The organism is Aromatoleum tolulyticum (assembly GCF_900156155.1).
GTDB lineage: Bacteria > Pseudomonadota > Gammaproteobacteria > Burkholderiales > Rhodocyclaceae > Aromatoleum > Aromatoleum tolulyticum.
The window spans coordinates 423460-443418 of sequence record NZ_FTMD01000002.1 but is presented as its reverse complement, the minus strand read 5'-3'; the positions used below and the strand labels follow the sequence as shown (position 1 = coordinate 443418).

At 67.6% G+C, this 19959-nt stretch carries 20 protein-coding genes; 12 read left to right on the top strand and 8 right to left on the bottom strand.

All coding sequences use genetic code 11. The features are described 5' to 3' along the window. Nucleotides 1-79: 79 nt before the first annotated feature. Genes pyk through edd form a run of 4 tightly spaced genes read right to left on the bottom strand, consistent with a single transcriptional unit; the run spans nt 80 to nt 5105 of the window. Entirely contained in the window at nt 80-1510 is a 1431-nt protein-coding gene (pyk, locus tag BW991_RS04640; RefSeq protein ID WP_076600900.1) for a pyruvate kinase, read from the bottom strand. A gap of 8 nt (nt 1511-1518) precedes the next feature. Further along, a complete protein-coding gene (locus BW991_RS04635) occupies nt 1519-2598 on the bottom strand; it encodes an aldose 1-epimerase (protein ID WP_076600899.1) in 1080 nt (359 codons plus the stop codon). Next, nucleotides 2598-3233, bottom strand: coding sequence for a bifunctional 4-hydroxy-2-oxoglutarate aldolase/2-dehydro-3-deoxy-phosphogluconate aldolase (gene eda / locus BW991_RS04630; protein ID WP_076600898.1), 636 nt, complete (start codon nt 3231-3233; stop codon nt 2598-2600). The genes BW991_RS04635 and eda overlap by 1 nt, the downstream gene beginning before the upstream one ends. A 24-nt stretch (nt 3234-3257) precedes the next feature. Further along, a complete protein-coding gene (gene edd / locus BW991_RS04625; RefSeq protein WP_076600897.1) occupies nt 3258-5105 on the bottom strand; it encodes a phosphogluconate dehydratase in 1848 nt (615 codons plus the stop codon). Between the two features lie 368 nt (nt 5106-5473). Here edd and zwf point away from each other — a divergent pair, with 368 nt between their 5' ends. From zwf to pgi, 4 genes are all read left to right on the top strand, one after another. Then, on the top strand, nt 5474-6946 hold the full coding sequence (gene zwf / locus BW991_RS04620; protein ID WP_076601009.1) for a glucose-6-phosphate dehydrogenase: 1473 nt from the start codon (nt 5474-5476) through the stop codon (nt 6944-6946). A gap of 2 nt (nt 6947-6948) precedes the next feature. Continuing rightward, nucleotides 6949-7698 (top strand): 6-phosphogluconolactonase, encoded by a 750-nt coding sequence (pgl, locus tag BW991_RS04615; RefSeq protein ID WP_244551611.1) that lies wholly within the window; start codon nt 6949-6951, stop codon nt 7696-7698. Nucleotides 7699-7773: 75 nt separating this feature from the next. Continuing rightward, nucleotides 7774-8691 carry a transcriptional regulator HexR gene (gene hexR / locus BW991_RS04610; protein WP_084204958.1) on the top strand — a complete coding sequence of 306 codons (918 nt, stop codon included), beginning with the start codon at nt 7774-7776 and terminating at the stop codon, nt 8689-8691. A gap of 83 nt (nt 8692-8774) precedes the next feature. Continuing rightward, nucleotides 8775-10412, top strand: a complete 1638-nt coding sequence (gene pgi, locus BW991_RS04605; protein ID WP_076600896.1) for a glucose-6-phosphate isomerase — start codon at nt 8775-8777, stop codon at nt 10410-10412. Nucleotides 10413-10466: 54 nt separating this feature from the next. Here pgi and pip read toward each other — a convergent pair whose 3' ends face one another. Beyond that, on the bottom strand, nt 10467-11450 hold the full coding sequence (gene pip / locus BW991_RS04600) for a prolyl aminopeptidase (RefSeq protein ID WP_076600895.1): 984 nt from the start codon (nt 11448-11450) through the stop codon (nt 10467-10469). Nucleotides 11451-11632: 182 nt separating this feature from the next. On the opposite strand from pip, the gene pqqA reads away from it, so the two are divergent. Genes pqqA through pqqE form a run of 5 tightly spaced genes read left to right on the top strand, consistent with a single transcriptional unit; the run spans nt 11633 to nt 14947 of the window. Beyond that, nucleotides 11633-11707 carry a pyrroloquinoline quinone precursor peptide PqqA gene (pqqA, locus tag BW991_RS24450; RefSeq protein ID WP_076601006.1) on the top strand — a complete coding sequence of 25 codons (75 nt, stop codon included), beginning with the start codon at nt 11633-11635 and terminating at the stop codon, nt 11705-11707. A 58-nt stretch (nt 11708-11765) separates the two neighbouring features. Then, entirely contained in the window at nt 11766-12680 is a 915-nt protein-coding gene (gene pqqB, locus BW991_RS04590; RefSeq protein WP_076600894.1) for a pyrroloquinoline quinone biosynthesis protein PqqB, read from the top strand. Nucleotides 12681-12723: 43 nt separating this feature from the next. Beyond that, nucleotides 12724-13524 carry a pyrroloquinoline-quinone synthase PqqC gene (gene pqqC / locus BW991_RS04585; protein WP_170879044.1) on the top strand — a complete coding sequence of 267 codons (801 nt, stop codon included), beginning with the start codon at nt 12724-12726 and terminating at the stop codon, nt 13522-13524. Beyond that, nucleotides 13521-13796 carry a pyrroloquinoline quinone biosynthesis peptide chaperone PqqD gene (gene pqqD / locus BW991_RS04580; protein WP_076600893.1) on the top strand — a complete coding sequence of 92 codons (276 nt, stop codon included), beginning with the start codon at nt 13521-13523 and terminating at the stop codon, nt 13794-13796. Before pqqC ends, pqqD begins: the two co-directional genes overlap by 4 nt. 14 nt (nt 13797-13810) lie before the next feature. Further along, entirely contained in the window at nt 13811-14947 is a 1137-nt protein-coding gene (gene pqqE / locus BW991_RS04575; RefSeq protein WP_076600892.1) for a pyrroloquinoline quinone biosynthesis protein PqqE, read from the top strand. A 5-nt stretch (nt 14948-14952) separates the two neighbouring features. On the opposite strand, the gene BW991_RS04570 is transcribed toward pqqE, so the two are convergent. After that, nucleotides 14953-15144, bottom strand: coding sequence for a hypothetical protein (locus tag BW991_RS04570; protein WP_076600891.1), 192 nt, complete (start codon nt 15142-15144; stop codon nt 14953-14955). A gap of 126 nt (nt 15145-15270) precedes the next feature. Continuing rightward, nucleotides 15271-16251, bottom strand: coding sequence for a glutathione S-transferase family protein (locus tag BW991_RS04565; RefSeq protein WP_076600890.1), 981 nt, complete (start codon nt 16249-16251; stop codon nt 15271-15273). A 305-nt stretch (nt 16252-16556) separates the two neighbouring features. Between BW991_RS04565 and BW991_RS04560 the strand changes: the two genes are divergently transcribed. From BW991_RS04560 to BW991_RS04550, 3 genes are all read left to right on the top strand, one after another. Next, nucleotides 16557-17009: a DoxX family protein gene (locus tag BW991_RS04560; protein ID WP_076600889.1), complete on the top strand. Its 453-nt coding sequence runs from the start codon at nt 16557-16559 to the stop codon at nt 17007-17009. A gap of 31 nt (nt 17010-17040) precedes the next feature. Further along, nucleotides 17041-17664, top strand: a complete 624-nt coding sequence (gene ypfH / locus BW991_RS04555) for an esterase (RefSeq protein ID WP_076600888.1) — start codon at nt 17041-17043, stop codon at nt 17662-17664. Nucleotides 17665-17805: 141 nt separating this feature from the next. After that, complete coding sequence (locus BW991_RS04550; RefSeq protein ID WP_076600887.1) at nt 17806-19071, top strand: type II restriction endonuclease; 1266 nt, start codon at nt 17806-17808, stop codon at nt 19069-19071. A 39-nt stretch (nt 19072-19110) separates the two neighbouring features. Here the strand turns inward: BW991_RS04550 and BW991_RS04545 are convergent, their stop codons facing one another. Beyond that, complete coding sequence (locus BW991_RS04545) at nt 19111-19884, bottom strand: HD-GYP domain-containing protein (RefSeq protein WP_076600886.1); 774 nt, start codon at nt 19882-19884, stop codon at nt 19111-19113. Nucleotides 19885-19959 lie beyond the last annotated feature (75 nt).

The window sequence follows — 19959 nt, the reverse complement described above, 5'->3', positions numbered from 1 at the left end:
TCCGCCGTTTGGGGTGTGAATTGGCGTATGCGGCGGTGTCAGGGAGCGCGTTCGGCGGAAGGCGCTTCGCTTTTCCGCCCTACGTCGCTGGCGTCTCCCCTGCCGGCCACGCGAGACGCAGCAGGTTGGTGCTGCCGGGGGTGCCGAAGGGCACGCCGGCGGTGACGATGACTGCCTGGCCCGGCGCGGTGAGTCCTTCGGCGCGGCAGTGTTCCAGGGCGACGTTGACGATCTCCTCGACCGCGCAGGCCGCGACCGAGCGGCGCGAGCGCACGCCCCACACGACGCACAGGCGGCGTGCGACCGATTGCGACGGCGTCAGGCCCAGGATCGGCGAGCGCGGGCGCTGGTGCGCGATGCGCAATGCCGTCGAACCGGACGCGGTGAAGGCGATCGTGGCCGACACCGGCAGGGTCGCCGCGACGGCGCGGATCGCAGTGCCGATGGCATCGGTCGTATTGCCCTTGGGATCGGTGGCGACCGCCTCCATCAGCTGGCGCTGCAGCGGATCGGCTTCGGTGCGGGCGATGATGCGGGTCATCATCGCGAGCGCGTCGACCGGATACTTCCCCGACGCCGTCTCGGCGGACAGCATCACCGCGTCGGCGCCGTCGAACACTGCGGTCGCGACGTCGGACGCTTCGGCGCGCGTCGGCGCGGGGGCGGAGATCATCGATTCGAGCATCTGCGTGGCGACGACGACCGGCTTGCCGGCGTGGCGGCACAAGCGCACGATGCGCTTTTGCAGCCCCGGCACGTCCTCGGGCGGCAGCTCCACGCCGAGGTCGCCGCGCGCAACCATGATGCCGTCGGCCTGGGCGATGATCTCTTCGAGCTCGACGAGCGCCGCAGGCTTCTCGATCTTCGCCATCAGCAAGGCCTTGTCGCCGATCAGCTCGCGCGCCTCGACGATGTCCTCGGCGCGCTGCACGAAGGACAGCGCGACCCAGTCGATGCCCAGTTCGAGGCCGAAGGCGAGGTCGCGGCGGTCCTTCGCGGTCAGTGCCGACAGCGGCAGCGCGACGTCGGGGACGTTCACGCCCTTGCGGTCCGACAAGCGTCCGTCGGTAAGGGCCTCCATTTCGAGCACGCCTTCGCTCTTGGCGACCACCTGCAGGCGCATCTTGCCGTCGTCGATCAGCAGTATGTGGCCCGGGCCGACTGCGGCGATGATCTCCGGGTGCGGGATGGCCACGCGGCTCGCGTTGCCCGGCGTCGGGTCAAGGTCGAAGCGGATGCGGTCGCCGCGGGCGAGTGTCACGCCGCCTTCGGCGAAGGTGCCGAGGCGCAGCTTGGGTCCCTGCAGGTCGATCAGCACGCCGATCGGGCGGCCGAGGCTTTCCTCGAGCGCGCGGATGCGGTCATATACGGCACGGTGGTCGTCGTGCGTGCCGTGGCTGAAGTTGAGGCGGAAAACATCGGCGCCGGATTCGGCGAGGGCTCGCAGCGTCTTCTCGTCGGCGCTCGCGGGGCCGACGGTTGCAATGATCTTGGTGTTCTTGCCTGGCATCTGGGGACTCACGCGGTTGCGGACAAAGCGGGGTTGAGGGGAGCGATTTCGGAATCGGAGGAAAACTCGACCCCGCAGGTGAAACTGGTCGTCGCACCCGCGGGCAGACGGAGGTCGCGGGCGCATTCGGGGCGATTGAAGGCGTTGGTCATCGCTTCCACCGGTTCGATCGCGATCGAACGGCGCGGTTCGCGTGCGAGCGTGTCGCCGGTGAAGAGGTGGGTGAGACCGCCGCGCTGCCAGATCGTGAGCGTTCGGCCGGTTGCCGGGTCGCGCAGGCGGCTGCGGATCAGGCCGTCGGCATCCGGCGCCGCGTTCGCATAGCAGGCGTCGAGCACTGCGTCGCCGATCGGGCGGGGGCGGCGGAAATCCGGCACCGGTGCGGCCTCTACGGGCACGAAGGCGTCGTCGCCCTCCAGGGGCAGGAGCTTCGCGTCGGTCAGCACGCAGCGGGTCGCCGGCACCGTCAGTTCAAGGCGCTCGATCGGCGCATCGCCGAGGCGGAAATAGGGGTGCCAGCCGGCTGCATAGGGTGCGGCATGCTCGCCGACGTTGGTTGCCGTCACGCCGAGCGCGAGGCCGCGCGCGGTAAAGCTCACGCGCACGTTGAGCTTCAGCGAGAACGGGTAACCGGGGAAGGCTGCGGGGCGGATCGTGCCGGTGAAGAGCACGCTGGCCCCGGCTGCGGCCTCCTGCACGTTCGCAATGGTCAGATCCAGCTCGCGCAGGAAGCCGTGGTAGATCAGCCGCTCGGCGGCGGGGACGCCGGGGAGCAGATCGTGATCGCGGCCGTCGAAGCGGTAGCGTCCACCGGCGATGCGGTTCGGGAAGGGCGCCATGATTCCGTTGCGCACGCCGTTCTGGCCGGCGAGTTCGTCCGCCGATTGGTAGCCGTCCGTCAGAGCCACGAGTTCGCCACCGTGGGGCACGTGCCAGTCGAGCAAGGTCGCGCCGCGGCAAGCGAAAACTGCATACGCGCCGCTGCGTTCGTCGCGCAATTCGACCGCCGCCATGCCCGCGAGCTGCACCTTCCTGACGCGGAAGGCGTGCGTGCCACGGTTCTCGACGCGCGCGGACAGCACCTCCATCACGCGGCTCCGGCCGGGCGCAGCGCCGCAGCGGCACGCGCGAGTTCGGTGATCGCCGCCCAGTCGCCGGCACGCACGCGGTCAGTCGGCGTGAGCCACGATCCGCCGACGCAGGCGACGTTGGGCAGCGCGAGGAAGTTGGGCGCGCTCGCAACGTCGATGCCGCCGGTGGGGCAGAAGCGCACCTGCGGGAAAGGGCCGCCCAGCGCCTTGAGCATGCCGATGCCGCCGGCCTGTGCCGCGGGGAAGAGCTTCATCGCGGTGTAGCCGGCCGCGAGCGCGTTGATCACGTCCGACGGCGTCATCACGCCGGGCAGCAGCGGGATCGCCGACTCGCGCCCGGCGCGCAGCAGCTCGGGCGAGGCGCCGGGACTCACGGCGAACACGGCGCCGGCTTCGGCCGCGGCGGCGAGATCGGCCGGCGTCACGACGGTGCCGACACCGACGATCGCGTCGGGGACTTCGGCGCGGATCGCGCGCACGCTCTCGAGTGCCGCGGCGGTGCGCAGCGTCACCTCCAGCACGCGGATGCCGCCGGCGACCAGCGCGCGGGCCAGCGGCACCGCATCGGCGACCTTGTCGAGGACGATCACCGGCATCACGGGGCTGGCGGCGAGCAGGGCATTGATTTCCATTGAAATGTTCTCCGAATTCTGGGGTCAGGCGACCGGCAGCGGGCCGGGCAGGGTCGAGCCGAAGGTGCTGGCACCCTGTTCGGCGCCGCTCGCGTTCGCTCGAGCATTGAAGAAGAGCTCGCGACCGACGCCGTGCTGGTTGGCGTCGAGGTTCGCAGTGGCCGTCTCGCGGGCGGCCCACTCGGTCGCATCGACCAGCGCTTCCAGCGTGCCGGCCTCGGTGTCGAGACGGATCACGTCGCCATCGCGCACCTTGGCGAGCGGGCCGCCGGCCAGGCACTCGGGCGTCACGTGGATCGCCGCGGGTACCTTGCCGGAGGCGCCGGACATGCGCCCGTCGGTGACGAGCGCGACGTGGTAACCCTGGTCCTGCAGCACCCCCAGGGCGGGCGTGAGCTTGTGCAATTCGGGCATGCCGTTCGCGCGCGGGCCCTGGAAGCGCACCACCGCGACGAAGTCGCGCGTCAGCTCGCCCCGCTTGAAGGCGGCCATCATGTCGTCCTGGCCGTTGAACACGATTGCAGGCGCTTCGACGAAGCGGTGTTCCGGCTTGACGGCGGAGATCTTGATCACGGCGCGGCCCAGGTTGCCTTTGAGGAGCTTCAGGCCGCCGTCGGCGCTGAACGGTTCGGCGGCCGGACGCAGCACCGCTGAATCGAGGCTCTTCTCTACGGATGCACGCCACGCGACGCGTTCACCGTCGAGCCAGGGCTCCTGCGTGTAGCGCGCAAGCCCTTCTCCCATCACGGTCGTCACGTCGCCGTGCAGCAGGCCGGCGCCGAGCAGTTCGCGGATCAGGAAGCCCATGCCGCCGGCGGCGTGGAAGTGGTTCACGTCGGCGCTGCCGTTCGGGTAGATGCGCGTCAGCAGCGGCACCGCGGCGGAAAGATCGTCGAAGTCGTTCCAGTCGATGTAGATGCCGGCCGCCGCCGCGATCGCCACGAGGTGGATCGTGTGGTTGGTCGAGCCGCCGGTCGCGAGCAGGCCGACGATCGCGTTGGCGATCGTGCGCTCGTCCACCACCTTCGCAATCGGGATGTATTCATTGCCGAGGCGCGTGATCGCCGCGAGTCGCTGGGCGGCCGCACGCGTCAGGCCGTCGCGCAGCTCGGTGCCCGGATTCACGAAGGCCGCGCCGGGCAGGTGCAGGCCCATCACCTCCATCAGCATCTGGTTGCTGTTCGCGGTGCCGTAGAAGGTGCAGGTGCCGGGGCCGTGATAGGCCGCCATCTCGGATTCCAGCAGCTCCTCGCGCGTCGCAAGACCCTGCGCGAAGTTCTGGCGCACGCGCGCCTTTTGGTCGTTGCCGATGCCGGTGGTCATCGGGCCGGCCGGAACGAAGATGGTCGGCAGGTGGCCGAACTGCAGCGCGCCGATCAGCAGGCCCGGGACGATCTTGTCGCACACGCCCAGGCACAGCGTGCCGTCGAAGACGTTGTGCGACAGCGCCACCGCCGTCGACATCGCGATCACGTCGCGCGAGAAGAGGGACAGCTCCATGCCGGCTTCACCCTGCGTGACGCCATCGCACATCGCCGGCACGCCGCCGGCGAATTGCGCGACCGCGCCCGCGCCGCGTGCGGCGTCCTTGATCAGCGCCGGCATGCGCTCGAAGGGCTGGTGGGCCGAGAGCATGTCGTTGTAGGCGGAGACGATCCCGAGGTTCGGCAGGCGTGCCTGACGCAGCACGAGCTTGTCGTTCGGCTCGAACGCCGCGTAGGCATGCGCCTGGTTGGCGCAGGACACGTGCTTGCGTGCCGTCCCGGCTGCGCGGGTCGCGGCATCCACGCGCAACAGGTAGGCAGCGCGCGAGGCGGCACTGCGGGCGCGGATGCGGTCGGTGACGCGGGCGAGGATGGGGTTGAGCGACATGTAGACTCCTTTGTGTCGTGGCGCCGCCTTTGTTTCCCTGAGTGAGGGTCTGGGCGACTTGCTTTGACACAAGTGTAGATTTGCTACATGTAGAAATGCAAGCCCCTTTTTGCAGAAAAAGCACTTTCATGTAGACGCGGTGATCGATCCGGTAAGCAAGTGAAAGCGCTTTGAAGTCATAGAATACGGGTGCATGCCTTGGTGTATGCGGAACTCGGCCCGGATCCGGGGTGATTCCTGGGGGGTGAAGATTCTGTTGACTTGCTACATTTTTCCGCCTTTAATTGTACGTAGATTTACTACCGTCGCCTTTCGGCAGGTCTGAAGCGGTGGCGTCCCGACAAGAACACATGGACGAGGCAAAAAAATTGATCCCTCTTGAAGCGTTCGACCTGATCCTGTTTGGTGGCAGCGGCGATCTCGCGATGCGCAAGCTGCTCCCCGCGCTGTACTACCGTCATCGCGACAGCGTCACCGGCGGCGACACCACGCGCTGGCGCATCGTCGGCCTCGGGCGCGAGGACCTCTCGCGCGAGGCCTATGTCGCGAAGGTCGAGGCCGCGGCGCGCAAGTTCGTCGCCGCGCGCGATTTCGACGATGCGGCCTGGGCGGCCTTTGCGGCGACGCTCGATTACGTGCGCGTCGATGCCCGCGAGGCGGGCGACTTCGTGCGCCTGGGGGCCGCGCTCGGCGACGCCCCCGCGCGCGTGCGCGTGTTCTATCTGGCGACCGCGCCCAGCCTCTTCGCATCGATCTGCGAAAACCTCGGCGCTGCCGGCCTCGTCACGCCCGACAGCCGCGTCGTGCTGGAAAAGCCGCTCGGCCGCGACCTCGCCTCGGCGCGCCAGATCAACGAGCACGTCGGCGCGATCTTCAAGGAAGAACAGATCTACCGCATCGACCACTACCTCGGTAAGGAGACGGTGCAGAACCTGATCGCGCTGCGCTTCGGCAACACGCTGTTCGAGCCGCTGTGGAGCCGTGCTTGCGTGCGCGACGTGCAGATCACGCTGGCCGAGACCGTCGGTGTCGAAGGGCGTGGCGAGTTCTACGACAACACCGGCGCGCTGCGCGACATGGTGCAGAACCATCTGCTGCAGCTGCTGTGCATCGTCGCGATGGAGCCGCCCGCGAGCATCGACCCCGACGCGATGCGCGACGAGAAGCTCAAGGTGCTGCGCTCGCTGCGCCCGATGACGCCCGAGGACGTTGCCACCCGCACCGTGCGCGGCCAGTACCGCGCGGGCGCGGTCGACGGCCGCCCGGTGCCGGCCTACCTCGAGGAGCCGGGCATCCCGCCGGGGAGCCGCACCGAGACCTTCGTCGCGCTGAAAGCCGAGCTCAACAACTGGCGCTGGGCCGGCGTGCCGTTCTATCTGCGCACCGGCAAGCGCATGCAGGAGCGCCTCGCCGAGATCGTCGTGAACTTCCGCGACGTACCCCACGCGTTGTTCCCGTCGCTGTCCGGCGAACGCGCGCCGAACCGGCTCGTGATCCGCCTGCAGCCCGACGAGGGCCTCGAACTGCATCTGATGGCGAAGGTGCCGGGCGACGAGATGCGCCTGCGTCCGGTCGCGCTGAACCTCGACTTTGCCGACACCTACCACGGCCGCCAGTGGGACGCCTACGAACGCCTGCTGATGGACGTCATCCGCGGCAAGCTGACGCTCTTCATGCGCCGCGACGAGCTCGATGCCGCGTGGCGCTGGGTCGAACCCATCCTCGAAGGCTGGGAGCAGGACTCCACGCCGCCGCGGCCCTACACCGCGGGCACCTGGGGCCCGGCCGCGTCCAGTGCGCTGGTCGGGCGCGACGGTCTCGCGTGGTTGCAGGACTCCTGACGATGGAACTCGCAATGGAAAACACGATGGAGCGGGATCACGCACTCGATCTCCCGCGCCACGTCGCGCAGGATCTGTTTCCCGATGCGGCTACGATGTCCGCGGCGCTGGCCGACCGTGTCGCCGCGATGCTGCGCCACGCGATCGGCCAGCGCGGTCGTGCGAGCCTCGTCGTCTCCGGCGGCCGCAGCCCGGTACCGTTCCTGCGCGCCCTCGGTCAGCGCAAGCTCGACTGGGCGCGCGTCACCGTCACGCTCGCCGACGAGCGCTGGGTGCCGGCGGACCACCCCGACAGCAACGCCGGCCTCGTGATCGCGAACCTGCTGCAGGGGCCGGCGGCGGAAGCGCGCTTCGTGCCGCTGTATGGCGGCGAGAACTCGCCCGGGGACGGGCTCGCCGCATGCGCGGCACGGCTCGGCGAGATGCAGCGCCCCTTCGACGTCGTCGTGCTGGGCATGGGGGACGACGGGCATTTCGCGTCGATCTTCCCCGGCATCCCGCGGCTGGGCGAACTGCTGTCGGAATCCGGCCCCGCTCTCGCGGCGACCGTCCCGCCCGCCGCGCCGCACGCGCGCATCACGCTGGGACTCTCCGCGCTGCTCGATGCGCGCCGTATCCTGCTGCCGATCGCCGGCGCGGCGAAGCGCAGCGTGATCGAGGCCGCGGCCGGTGGACACGAAAGTTTTCCGATCGCCACACTTCTGCGACAACGACGCGCGCCGATGCATGTATTCTTCTGCCCCTCCACGTGACATGCGGATGGGCTAGGCTTCCGAACCGAGGCAGCGGCGCACGAAACCGCGCAACACTGGAACCAGGCTACTGAAATGGAAAACCAACCGATCATCAATTCGCAAGGCGATGGGCCGGACGAGACCGGCGCCCGGCGGGGGAGTCCGTTGCTCGCCCGCATCGAGGCGTCTTTCGACGAGCTGCGCAAGTCCGAACGCGCCGTTGCGCAGTTCGTGCTCGCCCATCCGAACGAGGTGCTCAACATCTCGATCGCCGAACTCGCCTACCGCGTGGGCGTAAGCCAGCCCACCGTGGCGCGCTTCGTCAATGCGCTCGGCTTCACCGGCTTCAAGGAATTCAAGCTGCGCCTGGCGCAAAGCCTCGCGAGCGGCGTGCCCTACGTGCATCGCGACGTCGGCCCTGACGACTCGCTCGACGAAGTCGCGCCCAAAGTCTTCAACCGCACGATCGGCGCGCTGATGAGCGTGCGCAACCAGCTCGACGCCACGCGCCTCGAACGCGCGGTCGAACTCATCACGCGCGCCGCGCGCATGGAGTTCTACGGCATCGGCAATTCCGGTATCGTCGCCACCGATGCGCAGCACAAGTTCTTCCGCTTCGGCATACCGTCCGTGGCCTACAGCGATCCGCATACCCAGGGCATGGCCGCGACGCTGCTGGAGGAGGGCGACGTGGTCGTCGCGATCTCCGCGAGCGGGCGCACCCCCGAGCTCATCCGCGCCTGCGAACTGGCGCGCGAAGCGGGTGCCGAGGTGATCGCGATCACCGCCAGCGGCTCGCCGCTCGCCCGCACGGCGACGGTGCTGCTCGCCGCCGATGTGCCCGAAGACCCCGATGTCTACGCTCCGATGACCTCGCGCATCGCGCATCTGGCGCTCATCGACGTGCTGTCGGTGAGCGTCGCGCTCGCGAGCGGCCCCGAACTCATCAAGCGCCTCGAGCGCACCAAGCAGACTCTGCGCGACAAGCGCATTCGCGGATTCGAAGCCTGAAGATGAAACAACCCCCACGCTCACTTCATTTGTTGCCCCCCGGGGGGGCGGAGGCCTCCTTTGGGGCGGCCCGGCGGGAGACCATGACCTCACTGACGAATTCCAACGCCTGGCGTGCGCTTGCGGCGCATCGTGACGAACTCGGCGAGCAGCACCTGCGCAATCTATTCGCTGCGGACGAAGGCCGCTTCGAGCGCTTCTCGCTGCGCGCTGCAGATCTGTTCCTCGACTACTCGAAGAACCGCGTCGTGCCGCGCACGCTGGAACTGCTCACTGCGCTCGCACGCGACCGCGGCCTCGAAGCGGCGCGCGCGGCAATGTTCTCCGGCAAGCGCATCAACACCACCGAAGACCGTGCCGTCCTGCACGTCGCGCTGCGCAACCGCAGCGATGCGCCGGTCGAACTCGACGGTCGCGACGTGATGCCCGCCGTGCGCGAAGTCCTCGCGCGCATGGGCGACTTCGCCGAGGGCGTGCGCGAAGGCCGCTGGCGCGGGTTCACGCGCGAAACGATCACCGACATCGTCAACATCGGCATCGGCGGCTCCGACCTCGGCCCGGCGATGGCCTGCCAGGCGCTTGCCGCCTGCGGCCATGAACGCCTGACGATGCACTTCGTGTCGAACATCGACGGCGACCACCTCGCCGGCGTGCTCGCCAAGGTGAAGCCGTCGCGCACGCTCTTCGTCATCGCCTCCAAGACCTTCACGACCGTCGAGACGATGACCAACGCCGCCAGCGCGCGCGCGTGGTTCCTCGCCAACGGCGGCAGCGAGGCCGACATCGCGAAGCACTTCGTCGCCGTGTCGACCAACGCCGAGCGCGTCGCCGCCTTCGGCATCGACACCGCCAACATGTTCGGCTTCTGGGACTGGGTCGGCGGGCGCTACTCGATGTGGTCGGCGGTCGGGCTGCCGATCGCGCTCTACGTCGGCCGCGACAACTTCGAGGCGATGCTCGATGGCGCGCACGCGATGGACCGCCACTTCGCCGAGGCCCCGCTCGAAGCGAACATGCCGGTCATCATGGGGCTGCTGGGGGTGTGGTACCGCGGCTTCTTCGGCGCATCGAGCCTCTCGATCGCGCCCTATGCACAGGCGCTCGCGCGGGTGCCGGCCTACCTGCAGCAGCTCGAAATGGAGAGCAACGGCAAGTCGGTCACACGCGACGGCAAGCCGGTCGAAACCGCGACCTGCCCGGTGATCTGGGGCGAGCCCGGCACCAACGGCCAGCACGCCTTCTTCCAGCTGCTGCACCAGGGCACGGACCTGATCCCGGTCGACTTCATCGCGCCGCTTGCGGCGAGCCACGATCTGGCCGAGCACCACCGCCTGCTGCTGGCGAACTGCATCGCGCAGAGCAAGGCCCTGATGGTCGGCAAGACGGCCGACGAGGTGCGCGCGGAGCTCGCTGCCGGTGGCCTGTCGGGCGAGGCGCTGGAGGCGCTGGTGCCGCATCGTGTTTTCCCCGGCAACCGCCCGAGCAACACGCTGCTGCTGCCCGACCTCTCGCCGCGCTCGCTCGGCGCGCTGATCGCCCTCTACGAGCACAAGGTGTTCGTGCAGAGCGTCATCTGGGGCATCAACGCCTTCGACCAGTGGGGCGTGGAACTGGGCAAGCAGATCGCGACCCGCATCGCCGGCGAGCTTGCCGGTGGAACTCGCGGCGAGCATGACGCATCGACGGCAGGGCTGATCGGCGCCGTGCGCGCGGCGCGCTGAGCTCCAGCGCTTTCGCTTGGCGGGCCCCAACGGCGTGACGCCGTGACGATCCCGTCAGGCGGGGTCGGCGTGAAACTGCGCCGCCGCGTCGACCAGCGCCTGGTGCATCGACGCCACGAAGGGATTGTGCCCGGCGTCCGCAACGATCCGTAGCCGGCTGCCCGGCACGGCGCGATGCAGGCGCCTGGCATTGTCGGCCCGGCAGACGAGATCCTTCTCCCCGTGAAGGATCGTGACCGGCACGGAACCGAGCGTCGCGGCCAGCTCGAGGAGGCGCGTCTCGCCGAGGAAACAGTGATGACGCAGGTAATGCGCCTGCACCCGATACTTCGCGAGCAGCGCGTCGCGCGTTCCGGCGTCGGCGAACTCCGGCAGCGGGGCAGGGGAGCCGCCGTCCAGCGTCGCTTCCCACTGCACCCAGTGGCGCACCGCTTCGGCTGCGACCATCGCATCGTCTCCCAACACGGCAGAGAACAGGCAATCCGCGAGCGTCCGCTGCCGATCGCCGGGCGCCGCCCGGTCGAATTCCTGCCATGTCTGAGGGAACAGTCCGCCGGCGCCGCCAAAAAACCACTCCAGGTCTGCCGGTCCCGTCAGGAAGATGCCGCGCAGGATCGCGCCGAGACAGGCTTCCCGATGCGCCGCCGCATACGCGACGGCGAGCGCAGCGCCCCACGAGCCACCCGTGACCAGCCAGCGCTCCACCCCCAGGTGCCGACGCAGCCGCTCGATGTCGGCGACGAGATCGGCCGTGGTGTTGTGCGCGCATTCCCCGCGGGGCGTGCTGCGTTCACAGCCGCGCTGGTCGAAGAGCACGATGTGAAAGCGCGCAGGGTCGAACAGCTGCCGCATGCGCGGAGAGCACCCGCTCCCCGGTCCGCCGTGCAGCACGACCAAGGGAAGGCCATACGGATTCCCGCACTGCTCGAAGTAGATTGAATGCCCTTCACCCACCGGGAGCCACCCGCGCTGCCACGGCTCGATGGCCGGGTAGGGCGGCGATGGTGCGGGGTCGAGGGGCGTATCGGCGGCTTGCATGCACTCGATCCTAACGCAATCCCCGAGGCGGGCAGACGGCGTGCCGCGCATCTCATGAAAATCGCTAGGTGAACTTCCCCACTTTTGTGATGTGCGTTCTGTGACGACGGTGCATCCTGTGCTCCGGCTCGGCAATAAGGCCGCGGTCGCTTCACCACGACAGACGACACAGGAGACACATCATGAAATGGGAAACCCCCTCGGCTTGCGATTTCCGCTTCGGCTTTGAAATCACGATGTACATCGCGACGCGTTGAGCGTCCCCGGCACGGCCTGCGGATGCGGGTTCGTGCCTTCGCATGAGGAGGTGAGGGCGTGAAGATCAGGGTGCTCGGTTCGGCGGCCGGTGGCGGATTCCCGCAGTGGAACTGCAACTGCCGCAACTGCGAGGGCCTGCGGCGCGGAACGGTGCGCGCCCACGCACGCACGCAGTCGTCCATCGCGGTGAGCGGCGACGACGAGAACTGGGTGCTGTTCAACGCCTCGCCCGACGTGCTGCAGCAGATCCGTGCTTTTCCCGGGCTGCAGCCGGCTCGCGCGTTGCGCGACACCGCGATCCGCGCGATCGTGCTGATCGACGCACAGATCGACCACACGACGGGCTTGCTGATGCTGCGCGAGCACCGCGCTGCGCATCAGCTGTGGTGCACCGCTGCGGTGAGGGAAGATCTCTCGGCCGGCAATCCGCTTTTCAATGTCCTGTCGCATTACTGTGGCCTCGACTGGCGGGAGGTGCCGCTTTTCGGCGCCTTCGCGATGCATGGCGCGCCCGGCCTCGGATTCGAGGCACTGCCGCTCACGAGCAACGCGCCGCCGTATTCGCCGCACCGCGACCGCCCGCGGCCCGGCGACAACATCGGCGTGACGCTCGTCGATGCCAAGAGCGGGCGGCGGGTGTTCTACGCGCCCGGCCTCGGCGAGATGGAGCCCCACGTGTGGGCATCGATGCAGATGGCCGACTGCGTGCTCGTCGATGGCACCTTGTGGACCGACGACGAGATGATCCGTCTCGGTGCGTCGCAGAAGACCTCGCGCGCGATGGGCCACCTGCCGCAGTCCGGTCCCGGCGGGATGATCGAATGGCTCGACCGCCTGCCCGCGAGCACCCGTAAGGTGCTGATCCACATCAACAACACGAACCCCATCCTCGACGAGGACAGCGCCGAACGCGCGGAGCTTGCGGCGCACGGCATCGAGGTGGCCTATGACGGCATGGAGCTGTCGTTCTGAGGGGCGGTCCCCGCCGAACGTTGCACTGGAAGGAGAGAGCAAGATGGATTTCGACGTCGCGATCGAGGATGCCGCCGCAAGAGCCCTGCAAGCCTGTGCGGGCGATGCGCCGCCGCTGAGCCGCGAGGAATTCGAGGCCCGCCTGCGCGGCAAGAGCACGAGCTACCACATCCATCACCCCTTCCACGTGATGATGGCGGAGGGGCGGCTTACCCGCGCCCAGCTGCAGGGCTGGGTCGCCAACCGCTTCTACTACCAGATCGCGATTCCGGTGAAGGACGCCGCGATCATGTCGCACTGCCCGGATCGCGAGATCCGTCGCGAGTGGATCCAGCGCATCCTCGATCACGACGGCTACGAGATTGGCGGCGTGAAGGACCCGGGAGGCATCGAGGCGTGGATCCGTCTCGGTGAGGCAGTCGGCCTCACGCGCGACGACGTCACTTCGCTGCGCTTTGTGGTGCCTGCGGCGCGCTTCGCGGTCGACGCCTACGTCAATTTCGCGCGCCAGCGGCCGTGGCAGGAGGCGATCGCGTCCAGCCTGACCGAGCTCTTCGCGCCGCACATCCACCAGCAGCGCATCGACACCTGGCCGCAGCAGTATCCGTGGGTCGATGCCGCGGGGCTGCAGTATTTCCGCAACCGCCTCACCCAGGCGCGACGCGACGTCGCCCACGGCCTGCGCTTCACGCTCGACTACTTCAGCCGCAGCCGCGCGCTGCAGGAGCGGGCGCTGGAGATCCTGCAGTTCAAGCTCGACGTGCTGTGGGCGCTGGCCGACGCGATCATGTTGAGCCAGTGCGAGATTGAAATCCGCGGGGAGAAAGCAGGAGCGCGGGCATGAGCGCGGCGACCGCAACGGACGCCTGCCCGCGCGTGTCGCGCCGCTTCCGCCTGCAGTGGGAGGAGGCGCAGAATGCCTGGGTGCTGCTCTACCCGGAAGGGATGGTGAAGCTCAACCAGAGCGCGGGCGAGATCATGCGCCGCTGCGACGGCAGCCGCACGGTGTCGCAAATCGTCGCGGATCTGGAGCAGGCCTTCGGGGCGAGCGGGCTCGCGGACGACGTCGCGAAGTTCCTCGAACTCGCGCGCGCCCAGCAATGGATCGAGACGTAGCAGAGGGAATCGAGATGTCCGCAGCGAACCTTGCACCGCAACCCGGCCCGCCGCTGTGGCTGCTCGCCGAACTCACCTACCGCTGTCCGCTGCACTGCGCCTTCTGCTACAACCCGGTCGATTTCGCGACCAGCGGGCCCGAACTCTCGACCGACGACTGGCTGCGGGTGCTGCGCGAGGCGCGCGCCGCGGGCAGCGTGCAGTGCGGTTTCTCGGGCGGTGAGCCGCTGGTGCGCGACGACCTCGAGATCCTCGTCGCCGAAGCGCACCGGCTGGGCTTCTATACAAACCTGCTGACCTCGGGTGTCGGCCTCACGGCCGAGCGCGCCGCGGCGCTGAAGGCCGCGGGCCTCGACCACATCCAGCTGTCGTTCCAGGACTCGACGCGCGAGCTCAACGATTTCCTGTCGCACACCCGCACCTTCGACCTCAAGCAGCGCGTCGCCGCGCTGATCAAGGACAACGGCTGGCCGATGGTGATGAACTGCGTGATCCATCGCCTGAACATCGACTACATCGACCGCATCATCGAGATGGCGGTCGAACTCGGCGCGGAATACCTCGAGCTCGCCAACAGCCAGTACTACTCGTGGGCGCTGCTGAATCGCGACCAGCTCCTGCCCACGCGCGACCAACTAGAGCGTGCTGAGCGCATCACCAACGAATACCGGGAAAAGTACGGCGACCGCATCCGCATCTTCTTCGTCGTACCCGACTATCACGAGAAGCGCCCCAAGAAGTGCATGAACGGCTGGGGCAACGTCTTCCTCACCGTGACGCCGGACGGCACCGCGCTGCCGTGTCACACCGCGAAGATGCTCCCCGGCCTCGCATTTCCGAACGTGCGCGAGATGGGGGTGCGGGATATCTGGTACGAGTCCGAAGGCTTCAACCGCTACCGCGGCGACAGCTGGATGAAGGATCCGTGCCGCACTTGTCCGGACAAGGAAAAGGATCTCGGTGGCTGCCGCTGCCAGGCCTACATGCTGGCGGGCGATCCGGCCGCAGCCGACCCCGTGTGCGACAAGTCGCCCGCGCACGGGTTGGTCGTCGAGGCCGTGGCCCGCGCCGAGGCGGGCGCCGGCCGGAGCGCACCGCTGGTGTTCCGCGATCCGGCCGCGTCACGCCGGATCGCCGCCGAAGGGGGGTGAAGGGATCAGCGGCGGTCGCGGTAACGCCAGTATCCGTCGCGGTCGTTCCAGTAGCGGTATCCGCCGTCGTGGCGTTCGCCCCAGTGGCGGTGGTGGCCGTAGCCGTAGCCGTCGTGGCCCACGGGCAGCACGATACAGCCGCCGAGCAGGCCGGCAACGAGGACGGTGATGATGAATGTGGTGAATGAGCGAGCCATGATTGACCTCCTTGTGAGTGGTCAACGCACTGGTGGCGGGCACCGTGCACCGCTGAGCCGGACTGCTTTGTAAGACTGTGTACGGCGAGCCGCCACCCCGGCGGGCGGCTCCCGGTCATGCCGCCCTCAAGCGGCGGTGCGGCCGAGGCAATCGCCACGGGCGGTGCGCAGCGGCTCCAGGTAATCGAGTTCAGGGCCGACGGGGACGATGCCCGAGGGGTTCAGCGCGGCGATGGAGTAGTAGCCCGCCTTGATGTGCTCGGGACGGACGCTCGCGGCGAAGGCGGGGATCGCCAGCAGGCGCACGAGGTAGGCGCGCACCGCCGGGTAGGCCGAGAGCGGCCGCAGATTGCACTTGAACAGGCCGTAGTAGGCGAGATCGAAGCGCACCAGCGTGACGAAGGCGCGGATGTCGGTTTCGGTCAGCCTGTCGCCCACCAGCCAGTCCGCCCGCGCGAGCCGGCTTTCCATCCAGCCCAGCGTCGCGAACACGTCCGCAACCGCTTCGTCGTAGGCTCTCTGCGTGCCCGCGAAACCCGCCCGATACACGCCATTGTTGAATTGCGTGTACAGGCGCTCGTTGACCGCATCGATCTCCGCATCCAGCCCGGCCGGGCGAAGGTCGATGTTTCCGGTCGCAAGGGCGCCGAAGTCCTTGTCGAAGATGCGGACGATGTCCGACGACTCGTTATTCACGATCGATCGCGTTTTCCTGTCCCACAGCACCGGCACCGTCGCGCGGCCGGTGTGCGTCGGGTCGGCCAGCGTGTAGATCTCGTGCATGTAGGTCGCGCCATTGACGCGGTCGAAGTCACTGCCGTCGCGCCCCGTGAAGGCCCAGCCCTGATCGCCCAGGCGCGGATCGACCGCGCACACGTCGATCGCGTTCTCGAGGCCCTTCAGGTGCAGCGCGATCAGCGTCCGCGAAGCCCACGGGCAGATGTAGGCGACGTAGAGCTGATAGCGGCCCGCTTCGGCGGAGAAGCTCTTCGCGCTGTCCGGGCCGATCCGGTCACGGAAGCCCGAGTGCTGGCGGATGAAGCGCCCGTCGGCGTCGCTCTGCTGCACGGGGTGCCATTTTTCCGCCCATTTGCCGTTCACAAGCATGTTCCTGTCCTCTCTCTGTTGTGGGCTTTGCCCTATCGAAGAAAAGGTATTGGAAGCACTGCGGAAGATAAACAGCCACGAAAGTGCATGACTGTTGCCCGAACGGGAACAAAGCGGTGGCCATCCTGACCGCCGCGGGCGCTGCTCCGGCTTCTATGTGCAGGGAAATTGTTGCGAATTTCAGAACAGAAATTCGCAATTAGAACTGTTTAACTCAATCGTCCGGCCGCGTACAGTCCGTCCCATGGTCAGCACGCGGAACGAAGACATGCGGCCAGCCACAACTCAATCAATGGAGAAAGATCATGAGCAACGGTATCGTCAATCGCCTTCTCGCCACCAAGTCCGGCTGGGGTCCCCTCGCGCTGCGCATTCCGGTTGGCATCATCTTCGCGGCGCACGGCGCACAGAAGCTTTTCGGCTGGTTCGGCGGCTACGGCCTGCAGGGCACGGGGCAGTGGATGGATTCGATCGGCCTGGCGCCGGGGCAGCTGATGGCCCTGCTGGCAGGCGGCGCGGAATTCTTCGGCGGCCTCGCCCTGATCGTCGGTCTGCTGGTGCGTCCCGCGTCGGCCGTGCTGGCTTTCGCGATGCTGGTCGCGATCTTCAGCGTGCATGCGGCCAACGGCCTGTTCATGAAGAACAACGGCTACGAATTCGGTCTCGCGCTGCTCGCCGTCTCGATCTCGCTCGCGTTCAGCGGTGCCGGCCGGGCATCCCTCGACGCGGTGCTGGCGCCGTCGGACGAAAAGCGCTGATCGCATCGCGCCGACCGCCCCGGGAACCTTCATGACCGACGATACCGTCCTCGTCCGGCAACCGGCCGCCGCAAGGCGGCTGGTGCTGCTCTTCCACGGCGTCGGCGCGACGCCGCAGAACCTCCTGCCGCTCGCCGACGCTATCGCGCAGGCAGACCCTACCGCTTGGGTCGTCAGCGTGCGATCGCCCGATCCCTGTGATTTCGGTATCGGCTGGCAGTGGTTCCCCGTGCGCGGCGTCACCGAGGAAAACCGCCTCGAACGCGTCGCCGCGGCGATGCCGCAATTCGTCGATACCGTGCGGGACTGGCAGCGGCAGTCCGGCGTCGGCCCGGAAGCGACGACGCTGGTCGGCTTCTCGCAGGGCGCGATCATGGCCCTCGAATCCACACAACTCGCCGACCGGTTGGCCGCCCAGGTGATCGCCATCGCGGGACGCTTCGCGCAGCCGCCCAGGATCCGACCGTCCGCGACCGCGGTGCATCTCATCCACGGCAAGGACGACTCGGTGATCGATCCGCGCTACAGCATCGCCGCGGCGGACCGCCTCGCGTCGATGGGCGCCGACGTCGTGCTGAATCTGCTGGCGGACGTGGGGCACACGATCGACGAGGGTGTCGTCGATCTGGTGTGTGCGCAACTGCGCAAGGGGTGACGGGCAGGGGGGCGCGAATCGCGCTCCCCCGTCTTCCCGGCTAAGATAACGTTCGCATATATCGATGATGTGCGGTTGGGGCTGGCGGCGCTCCCGATCGGGTCGTCGACCGAACGATTCATCGCAGGGAGACGCGAATCGATGCAGCACGACGCACTGGCGAGCTTGATCGGTCACTGGAAGGCCGATCCGCACAGCACCTACAACACCTGGTTTCTGTGGGACGAACGGCTGAAGAACTTTCGCTCCATTCGCCGGGGGATCGGTCAGGTGGTTCGCGAGATCGAGGCCGACGAATTCGGCAATGTCTACCGCGGCTCTTCACTCCAGACGGTTGTCGGTTCGGTGGCCGAGCAGCGGCAGATCTTCAAGGGCGCCGATCACGCCTTCCTTTGGAAGCCCAAGCTGCGCATTCCCGATATCTACGAGAACACCGAAAACCAGCGCGCCTTCGCCCGGCTGCTTCACACCTGCGACTGCTGCGACAGCGCCGACGCCATCGTCGAAGCCATACGCCGCATCGATGCGCTTCGCATCAAAGGCCTGGGGCCGGCGGTTGCGAACCTCCTGTATTTCATCCACCCCACGCTGGTGGTTCCGTTCAATACCGCGATCGTCAAGGGATTCAACGCGCTTACCGGCGGCAAGGTAAAGCTCGGCCGCTGGGACCACTACCTGTCGATGCGCGATGGCCTGATACGTCTCAATGAGCGCCATCGCAGCCAGTTGTCCAACGATCTGGGCGCCATTGCCGGCCTCATGTTCGACGTCGGAACGGGCCGTTACGGAGTGCCTCCCGCGTCGTCGGACGCCACCGCCTTGCAGGCGTGGGAGGCCGATCTGCAACGTGTCCGCGAGGAATCAGCGGTCGCGCAACGGCAGTGGCTGCTGGAGCGCGAAGGCGATGCGAGCCATACCGAGATCCAGGCGTGCTTGAGGGACCTGGGGCTCGCGCTCGGCTACGACGTGTGGATTGCAGCGAACGACCGCGGGCGCGCCTTTGGCGAGGGACGGCTCGGCGATGGCTGCCTTGCCGCACTGCCCGACGGGGTGGCAGGCGGCCTCGATTCCGTTCGCCTGATCGATGTCCTGTGGATATCGAAAGAGGTGCGGACGGTTGCCGCAGCGTTCGAAGTGGAGCACTCCACTTCGATCTATTCGGGCATTGTGCGCATGCTCGATCTGGCGCTCGGAACCGAACTCGCGGTGCGCGCCCCGTTGTTTCTGGTCGCACCGGATAACCGGCGGCAGGAAGTACGGCAGCAACTGCAGAGACCCGCGTTTTCGCGCGTGGCCGAACTGGGAATCCGGTATCTCCCCTACAGCGAATTGCAGGAGCACCGGGGCGCGATCGCGCGCTTCGGGTCGGGCATCAAGCCGCTCATGGAGATTTCACTGCTCTTGTGAATCCACGCAGGTTGGAAAGAAGACCGCAACCGACAGCGTTCAAGGGGCTCCCAGGTTCGACAAGTCGGCGCCGGTGCTGCATTTGAGGTTCACCATGCGCGCCAATGCTTCGCGCTCCCTCGTCAACGGGGGAATCAGGGCTGGATCGAACTGCGTGCCGGCACAGGCGACAATTTGGTTCATGGCGGCCTCGAACGACATTCCCGTGCGATAAGGACGATCGGAGGTCATCGCGTCAAGCGTGTCGATGATGCTGAAGATCCGGGCGCCGAGTGGAATGTCCTCACCGCGCAGGCCGTGCGGATAGCCGCGGCCGTCAAAGCGCTCCTCATGGCAGAGCACGATCTGCGCTGCCTCCTCCATCGAGGCCAGGCGGCTGATGATCCGGAATCCGTCCTCCGGGTGTCGTTGCATGATTTGCCACTCCGCCGGATCGAGCTCCCCCTGTTTGAGCAGGATGCCGTCGGGAACGCCGATCTTCCCGAGGTCGTGCAGCAGTGCTCCCCAGTAGATCTGGCGCAGTCGCTGCTCGTCGTCGGTGAAGTGACGCGCCAGCACGAGCGTATGGCAGGCCACCCGGCGCGAGTGCAGGCCCGTCTCGTGTTCCCGCAGATCGAGCGTATCCACGAGGGCCTCGGCAAATCCGGACAGGACTCCTTCGCAACAGGGGTCGTCGCCAACTATTGACTGCAGGAAGCAGCGTTCGCAAAGCTGGCTGCCATCGCCCCGCTCGGGATCAGCCAGCAAGATCTCGACGCCGCAGTGCGAGCAACGACAAGGCGTGGGCGGATAGCCGCCAGCAGGTACCGGCATGTCGATACTCCTCTTTCTCTCGTGAATCGCGCCGCGTCGTCACGCGCAGCCGATGCGCACCCATCTTGCCCGCGC

Bases quoted from the DNA above. Each gene is read 5' to 3' on its own strand.
- pqqD (WP_076600893.1), top strand. From the start codon at position 13,521: ATGAGCGCGGCGACCGCAACGGACGCCTGCCCGCGCGTGTCGCGCCGC.
- edd (WP_076600897.1), bottom strand. From the start codon at position 5,105: ATGTCGCTCAACCCCATCCTCGCCCGCGTCACCGACCGCATCCGCGCC.
- pqqE (WP_076600892.1), top strand. From the start codon at position 13,811: ATGTCCGCAGCGAACCTTGCACCGCAACCCGGCCCGCCGCTGTGGCTG.
- pgl (WP_244551611.1), top strand. From the start codon at position 6,949: ATGGAACTCGCAATGGAAAACACGATGGAGCGGGATCACGCACTCGAT.
- BW991_RS04560 (WP_076600889.1), top strand. From the start codon at position 16,557: ATGAGCAACGGTATCGTCAATCGCCTTCTCGCCACCAAGTCCGGCTGG.
- BW991_RS04635 (WP_076600899.1), bottom strand. From the start codon at position 2,598: ATGGAGGTGCTGTCCGCGCGCGTCGAGAACCGTGGCACGCACGCCTTC.
- BW991_RS04570 (WP_076600891.1), bottom strand. From the start codon at position 15,144: ATGGCTCGCTCATTCACCACATTCATCATCACCGTCCTCGTTGCCGGC.
- eda (WP_076600898.1), bottom strand. From the start codon at position 3,233: ATGGAAATCAATGCCCTGCTCGCCGCCAGCCCCGTGATGCCGGTGATC.
- pgi (WP_076600896.1), top strand. From the start codon at position 8,775: ATGACCTCACTGACGAATTCCAACGCCTGGCGTGCGCTTGCGGCGCAT.
- BW991_RS04565 (WP_076600890.1), bottom strand. From the start codon at position 16,251: ATGCTTGTGAACGGCAAATGGGCGGAAAAATGGCACCCCGTGCAGCAG.
- BW991_RS04550 (WP_076600887.1), top strand. From the start codon at position 17,806: ATGCAGCACGACGCACTGGCGAGCTTGATCGGTCACTGGAAGGCCGAT.
- hexR (WP_084204958.1), top strand. From the start codon at position 7,774: ATGGAAAACCAACCGATCATCAATTCGCAAGGCGATGGGCCGGACGAG.
- pip (WP_076600895.1), bottom strand. From the start codon at position 11,450: ATGCAAGCCGCCGATACGCCCCTCGACCCCGCACCATCGCCGCCCTAC.
- pyk (WP_076600900.1), bottom strand. From the start codon at position 1,510: ATGCCAGGCAAGAACACCAAGATCATTGCAACCGTCGGCCCCGCGAGC.
- BW991_RS04545 (WP_076600886.1), bottom strand. From the start codon at position 19,884: ATGCCGGTACCTGCTGGCGGCTATCCGCCCACGCCTTGTCGTTGCTCG.
- pqqC (WP_170879044.1), top strand. From the start codon at position 12,724: ATGGATTTCGACGTCGCGATCGAGGATGCCGCCGCAAGAGCCCTGCAA.
- ypfH (WP_076600888.1), top strand. From the start codon at position 17,041: ATGACCGACGATACCGTCCTCGTCCGGCAACCGGCCGCCGCAAGGCGG.